Consider the following 12,220-nt stretch of genomic DNA (forward strand, 5'->3'; position numbering starts at 1 on the left):
AAACCAAACAAATATTAACGCTCGACAATGACAGGAAGATTGTTGTCGATCATTCCCACAATTCCTGAGGGGGTTTGACTGCCAGCAAGATACTCCCCCTTGTCGAGGTATTGCCAGCTATCTTCCGATGAATAGCGCCACCCATTGCAAGGAATCAAAAGGGGTCTTCCCGAGCTGCCAGACAAACCGAACCCAAGCCAGCGCTCATGAAACTTTTCTCCCGCTAACGTTTCGACCAACACATGTTCATCACTGGCTTGTTGTACTAAAAGCACGAGATAATTACGACGAAGAAGTAGTTCCAAGATATTCGCTCCGAGAATCTTTTCAGAGCATGATGACCATTAAAGCGACTTTAAAAGTCGCTCATGACCGTTTTATGACACCGATTATGGTCATCGACGATATGCAAGGCAATCAACGCCTCAAAGAGCGCGATAATCACAACCATTCAACGAGCCAATAACCGGTGCTAAAGTAGCTTTAATCAAATCCCGAGAACCTACCAGTCTATGCCGTTTTTTTTAATCTTGATGTTCGCAGTCGTGTTGAGTGCGTGCTCTGCGCCGCTCGTTCAGCCAATGGATCCGGTAAACACGCAAGCGAAGCTAGAGTCACAAGCGTTCATTACGAGTGACGGGTATCGGCTGCCATTTCTGTCACAATCAGAGCCCCCAGACAACCCTACCGCCATAATTGTCGCACTGCATGGATTCAACGATTACAGCCAAGCGTTTGAAACGATGTGTCGCTTCATGAACAAGCACAACATCGCTTGCATCGCCTACGACCAGAGAGGTTTTGGCGCGACAGCGCATAGAGGCATCTGGCCGGGTGACGGAGTATTAGAGTCAGACCTAGTGGCGCTAGTCGCGATGCTAGAGGAGACATACCCGGGCATACCGATCTACCTCGTGGGTGAAAGCATGGGGGGCGCCGTGATCATTTCTGCACTAGCAACGACGCCTCTTGCAGAGAATAAATCCGTCTTTGGAGCGGCACTCCTGGCACCTGCGGTTTGGGCACGAGATACGCAACCCTGGTATCAGCGTTGGGCACTGGCACTTGCCGTGCGCATCGCGCCGTCTTGGAAGCCAACCGGAGAGAGTCTTAACATCATTGCCACCGACAATGTCGACGCGCTACGCGCAATGGCACGGGATAAACGGGTTATAAAAGAGACGAGAATTGATGCCGTATATGGTTTAACAAACCTAATGGACAAGGCGCTGGCATTGAGCCCCATGCTCGCCACTCCGACCCTGATCTTATATGGAGAGAACGATGAGGTAATTCCACGCACCCCAACATGTCGTATGCTAAGTAAGCTAGATGAGGCGAATCTAGACTACACATTGAGGCTATACCCAAAGGGCTACCATATGTTGACGCGCGACCTACAATCTCAAAATGTCTTTGATGATATTTACAGTTGGATAGACACTAGCGCTTCTCTGCCAAGGTCGATGGCTAACGGAGCATTGTGCGAGAGCTAAAGGGGCAAAGCAGCGCCGTAACCGAAAAGTCTTAAAGATCTCTGCGTAGTCGATCCGTATTTTGCGCAGCGGGTGCGTGAGAGCGGGTTGCCAATCGAAGAACGATCATAAATGCGAGCAAATGCATGCGAAGTACCTAATAGCGTTAAAATTGGAAAAACGTGATTTGGCGCACACTTTACATAACCATATGGTCAATTTCAAAATTTAACACGTGAAAGTCTGTAAAACTTGTTGTCCCCGTCCCTCGGCTTTTCCGCATTCAAATTAAAGCCTGAAATTGCACACAAATTAACCAACTGCTATCGACATTAAACGCTTGGGTATTTATAGTTCGCGCCCCTTGTGCTCACCTTGTTTTTTCTTTTTTTGAAAGACCAATAATCCGCCAAGCCAGTATTCACTTTTTCCAAGGACACGCGCTTTGATCTCCACCTCAAACATCACGATGCAATTTGGCGCCGAGCCATTATTTGAAAACATTTCAGCCAAATTCGGAAACGGAAATCGCTATGGTCTGATCGGCGCAAATGGCTGCGGCAAATCGACGCTGATGAAAATTCTAAGTGGGGAATTAACGCCAACAGCGGGCAATGTTTCAATCACACCAGGAGAGAAGCTGGGTTCGCTGCGCCAAGACCAATTTGCGTTTGAAGAATTCAGCGTGGTCGACACCGTCATTATGGGCGATGCTGAACTTTGGGAAGTGAAGCAGGAGCGAGAATACATATACAGCTTGCCTGAAATGAGCGAAGAACAAGGCATGCGCGTTGCCGAGTTAGAGACGCTTTTCGCAGAGATGGATGGATACAGCGCAGAGAGTCGCGCAGGTGAGCTCTTGTTATCGGCAGGCATTGAAGAAGAACTGCATTTTGGACTAATGGCGCAAGTAGCCCCCGGCTGGAAACTACGTGTATTACTCGCGCAAGCGCTATTCGCCAACCCAGACATACTGCTTCTTGATGAGCCTACCAACAACTTGGATATTCATACAATCGAATGGTTAGCCGAGATACTCAATGAGCGAAAATGTACCATGATCATCATCTCGCACGACCGTCACTTTTTGAACAAAGTCTGTACGCACATGGCCGACATCGACTACGGTGAACTGCGTATTTATCCGGGCAACTACGAGGCATATACCGCCGCAGCGAGCTTGGTTCAGGAACAATTGCATTCAGAAAATGCCAAAAAGAGTGCTGAGATCGAAGAGTTACAGTCTTTCGTTAACCGCTTTTCTGCAAATGCCTCAAAAGCAAAGCAAGCGACGTCGCGCGCCAAGCGCATGGAGAAGATTCAGCTCGATGAAGTTAAAGCATCCAGCCGAGTTAGCCCATCCATCCGCTACAAACAACATAAAAAATTGCATCGTCAAGCGCTCACATTAGAAGGTCTTTCTCACGGTTATGACGGTGAAACCCTATTCACCTCAGACGACCTCATTCTTGAAGCGGGCGCAAAACTCGCGGTTATTGGTGAAAACGGTGTTGGCAAATCTACCTTGCTACGTTGCCTTGTCGACAAGATCCAACCTAATTCAGGCGTCGCCAAATGGTCAGAGAATGCTGAAATCGGCTACTGCCCTCAAGATAGTAAAGAAGACTTTGCAAAGGAACTCACCGTTTTCGAATGGATGTCTCAGTGGAAAACCGCCAAACACAATGACCTTGCCGTTCGAGGCATGCTTGGGCGGATGCTCTTTAGCGAAGACGATATTAACAAGAAGGTTGCGGTGTGTTCTGGTGGCGAAAAGAACCGACTCATCTTCGGTAAGTTGATGATGATGGAACTCAACGTGTTAGTAATGGATGAGCCAACGAACCACATGGACATGGAAGCGATCGAGTCACTCAACGAGGCGCTTAAAGCCTTCGATGGCACCTTGATCTTTGTGAGTCATGACAGAGAGTTTGTTTCTTCGCTCGCGACGAGAGTGATCGAAATTAAAGATAAAAAGCTTGTCGATTTCCAAGGGACCTATGAAGAGTATCTTGCGGATCAAGCGGCGAAACAAAAGAACGGCATCATCGCAGCATAGTTTGTTTTCGCGTTATCGAAGGAGGGTCGCGACACTCTGCCCCTCCTTCGCTCTACTTTCCTCTCAAGCGTCTCAAGCCGCTCGCAATTACTCCAGTTAATCCTGTTACTCCTTTTGAAGCACGCGTATCGCCTGAAGTTCTTGTTGCCAAATCATAAGAAGAGGCTATAAGTTAGTAACCGTTAACCGCATTTGTTAACGACTCAAGCCTTCACGTTTTACAATAAAAAGGGTTACTTTATGCCGCTCTCCATTAAATCACTTCTCCGATCATCTGCGTTCGTCGCACTCCCTCTATTTTTTAACGGTCTCGTGCAAGCCGAAGAAGCCACGCAAACCGAGGCATCGGGCTGGCAAAACAGCGTCGAGATCTACGCGCAAGCCGTCAATATAGGAGGCGATGCCCGAGTTGGGAACCTACCCTTAAACGTCGATGTAGACCCGGAATTTATCATGGATCATCTTGAGATGGCCGGCATGTTTCGTTTCGAAAGCGTAAAGGATAATAGCTGGGGTTATTGGGTCGATTACGGTTTTATGGAACTGGGCGGTGAGCGCAATGGTCTATTCGTTAACGGTTTTGGTTTAGCAAATGCTGACATCGATTTACGTCAGGGCGTTTTCGAATTGAAAGGCTTCAAACGCTCCACGAACGGCACAGCCACCTTTGATTTCACCTTTGGCCTCCGCTGGTGGGATATCGATGGCAAAGCCACTGTCGATTTGGTGAATGGCACTCGCTTAGCAGAGGCAGACTTAAACGAAGATTGGATCGATTACGTGATTGGCTTTCGTCTCGAGGACGATATTTCAAACAACTGGCGTGCTTACTTTAATACCGATGTGGGTGCAGGCGCTGACACAGACTTTACAAGTTTGTTTCATGCAGGTGCCATGTATCACTTGAACGACTGGTCTGACCTTAACCTATCGTATCGTTCTGTGTGGGTCGATTATCGCAACAGAGGAACCTTTGAATACGTAACCGCCACACAAGGCTTTATGATTGGTTGGATCGCACGTTTTTAAGCGTTTTTCAGCAGCAAGACAAGCCGGCAATGTCCCGGCTTGTCTTCCAATAAAGATCTATCTTTTTAGTCCACGACAGTTTTACGTAGCGAAAACGCGCCCCGCAATTCGCCTTCAGTAAAACCCGTCGCCTGATCTTGAGGATACAAAGAAGCAATTTTTTTGGCCACCGGCGCTGCGATATCAGAACCATGACAAACAAGGCAGACCGCTGCAGTCGGAATCGCTTTCATATAACGAAACTCGCCATTTTCTATCTTGCTCGCCTCAAGCGCTATGGGATTCTCCCCCTCTGCTAGGCGCATCGCAAAATCCTGCATAACGCTGACTTCCCACTCATCAGGCGTATTTTCCGGATTACGCACCTTCAATGCGGTGCGGGCGACGCGCCATCCATTAGTGCTTAGTTGCGCTGCAATTTCCGGAGCGTTGACATGGCACACCTCAATGGCAGCAACCGGCCCGTCCGCCTTCATACTTGACTGAAGAGCGCCCTTCAAAGACATACCCAAAGATCTGGCGTGCTCTCTTGCCTCAGTGACTAAAGAATCCTCTGCCTGAACGCCAGCCACAAGAGCACAGTACATTGAAACGATCGCAGCAAAGATGTGTTTTCTCGTCATAATCCCCACCAAAGTATCCTGAATCCATTAATCCAATCTGTTCCGCAAAAAAGCGACACAAAAACGTTTTTATCATCGACAAATTACATTACTATTTGTGTGGCTATTACACTATAAGAATTTTTCCTCCATGGCATCCTTATACGACGCAACACAGAAACCTCGGGCTAAGCATCGCTTTGTCGCGCACTGGTTGCTGTTTATGTTGTTGCAGCAAGCCATGTTCGCAACCGGAACGATGGCTGGGTCGTCGGCTAACGGCAGCGGCTGGGTAATGCTTTGTATCGGGTCATCCGATGTCGCACAACTTGTTTACCTTGGAGACCAAGAACATCCGTCTTCACACTCTCAGACCGAGCAGTGCCCGTTCTCCGGCGGTGTTCTCGCCCACGCCTTCACGCCCGATCAGGTTGTTCATTTAGATCTATCTCTTCAAATCGATACGCAATACTCGTTTCGTTTAAGCGAAGCGAGTCGGTATTTTAAGCTTCCTCGCGCACCACCCTTTTCGCTCGTTTAAAAGCACACATTTCTGTTTACCGTTTTTGATGATCATGGCTTTACGCTTTGGTTCTGCAGCCTATGCTTGGTAATGCGCTCGACGTCGCAAGGATCAAAAGTGTGTAAGCCGGCTCGTCATAGACCTTGCTGCGATTTCTCCAGCCCGTCTTAAGCACGGATAAAACGCATGAATGTGTGCTCACCCGTTTGTTCACAAATCACCCCACGAGGGTTCGAAAAACAAATTAAACGAGAGCACTATGAAACATTTTTACCTTGCAGCCCTTGCTAGCTGCGCCCTTTTATCTGCCTGTTCATCCAGCAACACCAGCGACGTTGGTGCAAACGAAGAGCGAGAAGTTGCGATCGCCTTTGCCGCCGAGGCAAACAATGTCGCTATCGATTGCACAACGCAATTAACGGGAATCGGCAACCCAAGTACTAACGCTACCGTTAAGGAATTTCGGTTCTATGTTCATGACGTTCACCTTTTAGACGAAGCAGGCAAGTCTTACAACCTACAACTCAAGGACAACGACTGGAACCATCAGAATCTTACCCTGCTCGATTTTATGAACAGAGACACAAGCTGCAGCGGCTCAACGAAAGACACAAATACAGAAGTAAACGGCACGGTTACCGTATCCTCGTCGACACAACTCGTTGGGATCCAATTTACCTTGGGCGTGCCGAGTTCACTCAACCATCTCGATCGAGCAACGGCTCCAAACCCACTTGATCAAGCAAGTCTGCATTGGAACTGGCAAAACGGCTATAAGTTTGCTCGTCTCGATATCGCGCCTGCCGGTGGCATCACCCGACCGAGTGATCTCGCGTTTAGTGCCGGTGTCTGGAACTTTCACTTGGGGAGCACGAACTGCGTTGGCGACCCTCAAACAGGCGATCCGACTACATGCTCAAGACCAAATCGCCCTACCTTCACGCTCAACAATTTTGACCCCGCCGGCGACGTTATCACTATGGATTTTGCAGCCTTGGTGGCAGATATCGATCTTAGCCAAGACCTAGGTGGCAAACCTGGCTGTATGTCAGGTGCGACGGATCCAGAATGTTCGAACGTCTTCAAAGCCCTAGGCATGGATGTCTCCACAGGTAAAGCAGATTCAACCCTCACGCAAACCGTGTTCCGTGTGAATTAATATGTTGAGTGCTTACCTATTTCGCGGGATTTGCATTGCGCGCCCCGCTCTTTTTACCTCGTTTTTTTTGGGGCTGATCGCGTGCGGCGAAAGCAGCACGACCTATCAAGATAGTGCTTTAGCAACCGATTCCGCCGCGTTTAATTGGAACCTTCCAACGCGTTACCCTCTGCCCGTTGAGCCGCTAAACAACCCTATGACAGAGACAAAATTTCAGCTTGGCCGCCATCTATTTTATGACCCACGACTCTCTGGAAATGAATCCCAATCCTGTTCTTCGTGCCATGAACAAGCTCTTGGCTTTAGCGATGGGAAAACCACGCCTCGCGGATCGACCGGTGAAGAACTAGCACGAAACTCTCAAGGTTTAATGAATGCCGCCTATAACGCGACGCAAACATGGGCAAACAGCAGCTTAACCACACTTGAGCAACAAGCCTTGATTCCTCTATTTAGCGAAGCACCTGTAGAACACGGCATTACCGATAGCAACAAAGAACGCGTTCTTACAAGAATTCGAGATGACGCGCGTTACCAAGCGCTATTTTCAGCAGCCTACCCTGATCTCGGCGATCCAATTGACTTTAATAACATTCGAAATGCTTTAACGACATTCGTGCGGGGCATGGTCTCATTTAACTCGCCCTTCGATCGTTTTGAGCAAGGCGATGCCAGCGCGCTGAGTGATTCTGCTCATAGAGGAAGAAGGTTGTTTTTTAGCGAGGAGCTAGAGTGCTTTCACTGTCATGGAGGCTACCATTTAAGCGACTCAACAATGGATCGCTCGATGAGTTTCATTAATCGTCCGTTTCATAATACAGGCTTATTCAATATCGGCGGTAACGGCGATTACCCTGCCGACAACACTGGTTTGTTTGAGATCACCCAAGACCCCACAGACATGGGGAAATTTCGGGCACCGTCACTTCGCAACATCGCGCTTACCGCCCCCTATATGCACGATGGTAGCGTTGCCTCGCTAGAAGAAGTACTTGAGATTTACGCAGCGGGAGGACGTCTAATCAGCCAAGGGCCTTATGCTGGAGACGGCCGACAAAACCCGTTTAAAGACAGCTTTGTGAATGGCTTTGTAATGAGCGATCAAGATAAGGATGATGTACTCGCCTTTCTCCAAAGCCTCACCGATCAAAGCTTTATTTCCAACCCAAGATTCAGCAACCCATGGAATTGATCATGCGACTTTCTCAATTATTACTTCGTGTTGGACGATATAGCGCAGTGTTAATTCTCGCTGCGCCTGAGTCAGCTCTGGCGCACGGAGACTTTCTATATATGCCACAAGCCAAGGTGCAAGCCGGTATTTATCTAAGCGCTCAAGACAAAGGCATCGCCGATGACAATCTATGGCAGATTCCCGGCGTTTTGATGGGCGGCGAAGCAAAAGGGAACGAGGCAGGATTCGCCATTAATGATGCAAACATTCGGCTCACTTGGGCAAATCAAGATGGCGTTTTTGCGCATACAGAAGTCTCGGCACATGGTCATGAGAATGACCTGGAAGCCAAAATAGAGCAGGCTTTTGGCGGATATCACTGGACCAATACACTCGGCCACATCAAGTTAGAGGGCGGAAAAATGAAAGGAGCATTTAGCCTTCAGAACCCGCTTCACCCGAGTGACCGTAACTTCACGGACGCTTCGTTACCCTATCAGGCATTCTTGGGGGACCACTTTAATGATGCCGGCGCGCGCGCCCAATTTATGACGTGGCATGGCGAAAAGGGGTTGAGCACGTTTGGCACCGAGCTCTGGCGGGGCGACAGCTTTCCCGCAAATAAGCAAGCAGAAGGCCCAGCATGGGATGTCTTCGCACGTTACCAGCATACTGAAGGTCGTGTACAACTCACCGTTGGAGGATGGTATTTTCGATCAGAAGCTAACGAACGCAAAGATGATCGAACCGAGGGAGGCCATTCCCATGGCGCCGCTACCACGACTACGAATACCCGCTTCTCAGGCGATACTCAAATCAGCGGGCTAGAAACACAAGCACTATGGAAGCAGAGCGACACAACGACTTATGTCTTGGAAGGCGAGCTACTGCTCCATAACTCAAACGGTTTACTGCAAGATAATACTCGCCAGTCAAATGCCGAACTGAAGCAGCAAGGCTATAGCCTGTCACTTGGAGGGCAGTATCTGAATCACCAGCTTGCGCTGCGCTATAGTGCTCTCAAAATCAACAATATACTTTCAGGAGCGGGATCAACGATATTGGGAAGCGACGCAGGGTTAGATGCGAATGCGCATAGACCAGAACGTTTAGATTTATCCTATCAGTATACTTGGCACAACGGCTTAGCCTTCAGAGCCGAGTTTGTGAGCGATTCCAGTACTAAAGAGTCTTTAAACTACGGACGAGTCTCGATGCTTTGGGATGGCACGGTTTGGGAGCTATAAAGAACACAGTGAGAACTAGCGGGTTAGCATCATGCTAACCCGCTAATCGAGCGGCAGAAAAATCGAATTAAGCCCTCTCTGTGAGTTTCACTTTCAAGCTCGTGTAACCTTTCACAAAGTTAGACTGGACATACGTGGGCTCGCCAATGGTTTCAATTTTATCAAAGCGCTTCAGCAGCTCCTCCCATAGAATTTTAAGCTGCATCTCTGCCAAGCGATTACCCATACAACGATGAATGCCAAAACCAAACGATAAATGCTTCCGCGCATTCTTTCGATCAACCATGAACTGATCAGGGCGATCAATCGCGCGCTCGTCGCGGTTTCCCGAAACATACCACATCACGACCTTGTCGCCTTCTTTAATTTTCTGGCCGTTTAGCTCAGTGTCTTGCTTTGCGACACGACGCATATAGGCAAGCGGCGTCTGCCAACGGATTGTTTCTGACACCATGTTTGGCACAAGGCTAGGATTCGCTTTAAGCTTTTCGAACTCATCGGGGAACTGGTTTAACGCCAGCACTCCTCCAGTCATCGAGTTTCGCGTAGTGTCGTTTCCACCGACGATTAGCAAAACCATGTTACCGATAAACTCCATCGGGCGATCGATCATGTCTTTCGTGTCGTCATTCGACAGCAATAGGCTCATGAGATCAAAACCCAGCGTTTCGCCGGCCGCTTTCTTCGCTGCCTTCTCACGCCAAAGCAGGGAAAGCTCTTTTGCCATCTCAGCAGCAGTCTCGAAGCCCTCGGTTGTATTGCTCGAACCGCCCGTTGTTTCTGGCGAGGCGGATGCCACATCCGACCACTCAGCGAGTTTTCGTCGTTTGTCGTAGGGAAAGTCGAATAAGGTTGCAAGCATGCGGCTGGTCAATTCAATTGAGACACGATCAACCCAGTCAAACTCTTGACCGACAGGAAGATGATCAAGCACATCACACGTTCTCTGTCTGATCAGCTGCTCCATCTCCTGTAAGTTCTTTGGTGCCACAACACCCTGTACCGCCTGCCGCTGCACATCATGCTTGGGCGGATCCATTGCGATGAAGGTTTGAATCTCGAGCCCCTCAGGCTGGGGGCCTATCGAAATAATCGGCTCAGCAGAGAACAGCTCGTGATGTTTATCAACATACATGATGTCCTCAAACCTAGTCACAGACCAGAAAGGGCCAAATGGGCTTTGCTTTTGATAGTGCACGGGGCACTCATCACGAAGACGTTTGAAGTATTCCTGCCAGCGGTTCTGTTTGAAAAGAAAAGGGTTGCTAACGTCAATATTTTCTATCGCCAAAGCGTCAACACTAGGCAAAGGCTTCTCTTCAAAAACAGGAATAGAACGCGCTAAACCAAGCGTCGCTTTAAGACGCTGAAATGCTTGCGCTCCTTTGATTTGAAGCGGAATGGGAATCACCGCTGCGCTCTTCTCTATTACCGGATCGAGTAACTTCATTTGATGCCCTCTAGCGTAAGTCTATTCTTATTGTCACGTTCAACCACACAGCATTCTCTTTCGCAGAAATGCGGCTGGTTACATTTGAAACTCCGGCAGCCGTACTACTAGCCCGTCCATTGCAGCGGTAACCTGAAGCTGACACGACAAACGCGATGTCGCTGCGCGTTCAGGCGTTAGGTCAAGCATTTGGTTTTCCTCTACGGCGGGCCCACCCACCTTCTCGGACCATGCATCGTCGACAATGATGTGGCAGGTGCCGCAGGCGCATGCGCCGCCGCAATCTGCATCGATGCCGGGGATGTCGTTATTGGTCGCTAATTCCATCAACGAAACCCCTTCCTCGATAGCAAGGGTATGTTCGGTTCCATCATGCTCGATAATCGTAATGCTGCTCATCTTTACCTCTTTCAGTTTTTACCCGACAACGTGCAAAAGCTTAATGCTCAACATTCGGCAGATTGAGGTCATTTAAAGACATCAGGAAGTCATATCAAGACATAAGGAGGTCATTTATTGACATCAAAAGGTCATTAAAAGACACTTAGTCATTAAGTTCTTGTGAAAGACTGAATACGAATGGAGCTAAAAAGCATCATGGAGCACGATATTTCGCCCGAAGCTGCGTCAATCCCTTCAAACTATTCGCGCCTTATTGCGCGCGCTCTAGGCCTGCTAACCCAAGATCTACCTACATTACTAACGAACACCCAAATTACGGTTGAGGAGTTTCTCGAAGAGAGCACGTTACTCACCGCAGACCAGCAAATTCGGCTCTTAGAAAATGCATTGCGCATCTCACAGAACCCAGCTTTTGGCTTAACCGTTGGGAAAATGCTCACCCCAGGCGCGCATGGCGCAATGGGCTTTTTAGTCAATAGTAGCCCTAACCTGCTCACCGCCATGCAGGCGTTTCAGACCTTTTCTCCGACAAGAATGAGCTTTGTTCGTCTCGAGTTAATTGCAGGTAAAGACTGGCTTGAATGTCACTACCATCTTGACCTAGATGTAAGCGAAGAAGTGCAACGATGTCTCGCCGAGGCTTCGGCTATAACCTTTTTTGATTGTGCTCAACATATTATTGGCAAACCTCTTGAGACAGCCATTACGCAATTCAAACACCGCGAACCGCCCTACCATCAGCGGTATGCGGAATGCATTCCTGGGCAGATCGCATTTGGGCACTCGCACACCGTGGTTAAAATTCCAATTGAAGTTTGTCGGATAGGAAATATCTCCGCAAACCAACAAAACTACCTGCTCGCATTTAAGCAATGTGAAGCGATGCTCTCGCAATTACATGCAGGCGAAAACAGCGTCGAGCTCAAACTAAAAAAGCTGATGCTCTCTCACCCGCCAGGGACACTCAGTGAAGAAGCGGCAGCGGCTTCCATGTTTATTAGCAAGCGTACGCTTGCACGGAGACTGAAAGTCGAAGGGGCCAGTTTTAGGAAAGTGAGAGATCATATACTGTCGCAACAGGCAACGAGCTATCTGCG

At 48.8% G+C, this 12,220-nt stretch carries 13 protein-coding genes; 9 read left to right on the top strand and 4 right to left on the bottom strand.

Translation table 11 applies throughout. The annotated features are described in order from the left end of the window. Positions 1-14: 14 nt before the first annotated feature. Positions 15-305, bottom strand: a complete 291-nt coding sequence (locus A3750_RS03280) for a hypothetical protein (protein ID WP_068453172.1) — start codon at positions 303-305, stop codon at positions 15-17. Positions 306-334: 29 nt separating this feature from the next. Here A3750_RS03280 and A3750_RS27095 point away from each other — a divergent pair, with 29 nt between their 5' ends. The 4 genes from A3750_RS27095 to A3750_RS03295 all read left to right on the top strand — a co-directional run bounded on the left by A3750_RS27095 (position 335) and on the right by A3750_RS03295 (position 4,566). Next, a complete protein-coding gene (locus tag A3750_RS27095) occupies positions 335-466 on the top strand; it encodes a hypothetical protein (RefSeq protein ID WP_255374861.1) in 132 nt (43 codons plus the stop codon). A gap of 46 nt (positions 467-512) precedes the next feature. Continuing rightward, a complete protein-coding gene (locus A3750_RS03285; RefSeq protein WP_068453174.1) occupies positions 513-1,496 on the top strand; it encodes an alpha/beta hydrolase in 984 nt (327 codons plus the stop codon). A gap of 424 nt (positions 1,497-1,920) precedes the next feature. Further along, complete coding sequence (locus A3750_RS03290) at positions 1,921-3,537, top strand: ABC-F family ATPase (RefSeq protein WP_082873187.1); 1,617 nt, start codon at positions 1,921-1,923, stop codon at positions 3,535-3,537. Positions 3,538-3,777: 240 nt separating this feature from the next. Beyond that, positions 3,778-4,566: a hypothetical protein gene (locus A3750_RS03295; RefSeq protein WP_068456635.1), complete on the top strand. Its 789-nt coding sequence runs from the start codon at positions 3,778-3,780 to the stop codon at positions 4,564-4,566. Between the two features lie 65 nt (positions 4,567-4,631). Here the strand turns inward: A3750_RS03295 and A3750_RS03300 are convergent, their stop codons facing one another. Continuing rightward, positions 4,632-5,189 (bottom strand): DUF3365 domain-containing protein, encoded by a 558-nt coding sequence (locus tag A3750_RS03300; RefSeq protein WP_068451775.1) that lies wholly within the window; start codon positions 5,187-5,189, stop codon positions 4,632-4,634. A gap of 130 nt (positions 5,190-5,319) precedes the next feature. Between A3750_RS03300 and A3750_RS03305 the strand changes: the two genes are divergently transcribed. The 4 genes from A3750_RS03305 to A3750_RS03320 all read left to right on the top strand — a co-directional run bounded on the left by A3750_RS03305 (position 5,320) and on the right by A3750_RS03320 (position 9,271). Next, positions 5,320-5,709 carry a hypothetical protein gene (locus tag A3750_RS03305; protein WP_068520192.1) on the top strand — a complete coding sequence of 130 codons (390 nt, stop codon included), beginning with the start codon at positions 5,320-5,322 and terminating at the stop codon, positions 5,707-5,709. Between the two features lie 241 nt (positions 5,710-5,950). After that, complete coding sequence (locus A3750_RS03310; RefSeq protein WP_068520191.1) at positions 5,951-6,850, top strand: MbnP family copper-binding protein; 900 nt, start codon at positions 5,951-5,953, stop codon at positions 6,848-6,850. A 1-nt stretch (position 6,851) separates the two neighbouring features. Beyond that, positions 6,852-8,042: a methanobactin export MATE transporter MbnM gene (locus A3750_RS03315; RefSeq protein WP_082863012.1), complete on the top strand. Its 1,191-nt coding sequence runs from the start codon at positions 6,852-6,854 to the stop codon at positions 8,040-8,042. A 2-nt stretch (positions 8,043-8,044) separates the two neighbouring features. Then, positions 8,045-9,271: a hypothetical protein gene (locus tag A3750_RS03320; RefSeq protein ID WP_156498353.1), complete on the top strand. Its 1,227-nt coding sequence runs from the start codon at positions 8,045-8,047 to the stop codon at positions 9,269-9,271. A 67-nt stretch (positions 9,272-9,338) separates the two neighbouring features. On the opposite strand, the gene A3750_RS03325 is transcribed toward A3750_RS03320, so the two are convergent. After that, positions 9,339-10,721 carry a cytochrome P450 gene (locus A3750_RS03325; RefSeq protein WP_068520189.1) on the bottom strand — a complete coding sequence of 461 codons (1,383 nt, stop codon included), beginning with the start codon at positions 10,719-10,721 and terminating at the stop codon, positions 9,339-9,341. Positions 10,722-10,799: 78 nt separating this feature from the next. Further along, positions 10,800-11,120 carry a 2Fe-2S iron-sulfur cluster-binding protein gene (locus A3750_RS03330; protein WP_068451759.1) on the bottom strand — a complete coding sequence of 107 codons (321 nt, stop codon included), beginning with the start codon at positions 11,118-11,120 and terminating at the stop codon, positions 10,800-10,802. Between the two features lie 180 nt (positions 11,121-11,300). Between A3750_RS03330 and A3750_RS03335 the strand changes: the two genes are divergently transcribed. Continuing rightward, positions 11,301-12,220 (top strand): AraC family transcriptional regulator ligand-binding domain-containing protein (locus A3750_RS03335; protein WP_068548021.1); only part of this gene is annotated, 920 nt, incomplete at its 3' end.

The sequence above is a fragment of the Oleiphilus sp. HI0079 genome (genome assembly GCF_001635105.1).

Bases quoted from the DNA above. Each gene is read 5' to 3' on its own strand.
- A3750_RS03295 (WP_068456635.1), top strand. From the start codon at position 3,778: ATGCCGCTCTCCATTAAATCACTTCTCCGATCATCTGCGTTCGTCGCA.
- A3750_RS03285 (WP_068453174.1), top strand. From the start codon at position 513: ATGCCGTTTTTTTTAATCTTGATGTTCGCAGTCGTGTTGAGTGCGTGC.
- A3750_RS03320 (WP_156498353.1), top strand. From the start codon at position 8,045: ATGCGACTTTCTCAATTATTACTTCGTGTTGGACGATATAGCGCAGTG.
- A3750_RS03300 (WP_068451775.1), bottom strand. From the start codon at position 5,189: ATGACGAGAAAACACATCTTTGCTGCGATCGTTTCAATGTACTGTGCT.
- A3750_RS03325 (WP_068520189.1), bottom strand. From the start codon at position 10,721: ATGAAGTTACTCGATCCGGTAATAGAGAAGAGCGCAGCGGTGATTCCC.
- A3750_RS03305 (WP_068520192.1), top strand. From the start codon at position 5,320: ATGGCATCCTTATACGACGCAACACAGAAACCTCGGGCTAAGCATCGC.
- A3750_RS03310 (WP_068520191.1), top strand. From the start codon at position 5,951: ATGAAACATTTTTACCTTGCAGCCCTTGCTAGCTGCGCCCTTTTATCT.
- A3750_RS03315 (WP_082863012.1), top strand. From the start codon at position 6,852: ATGTTGAGTGCTTACCTATTTCGCGGGATTTGCATTGCGCGCCCCGCT.
- A3750_RS27095 (WP_255374861.1), top strand. From the start codon at position 335: ATGATGACCATTAAAGCGACTTTAAAAGTCGCTCATGACCGTTTTATG.
- A3750_RS03330 (WP_068451759.1), bottom strand. From the start codon at position 11,120: ATGAGCAGCATTACGATTATCGAGCATGATGGAACCGAACATACCCTT.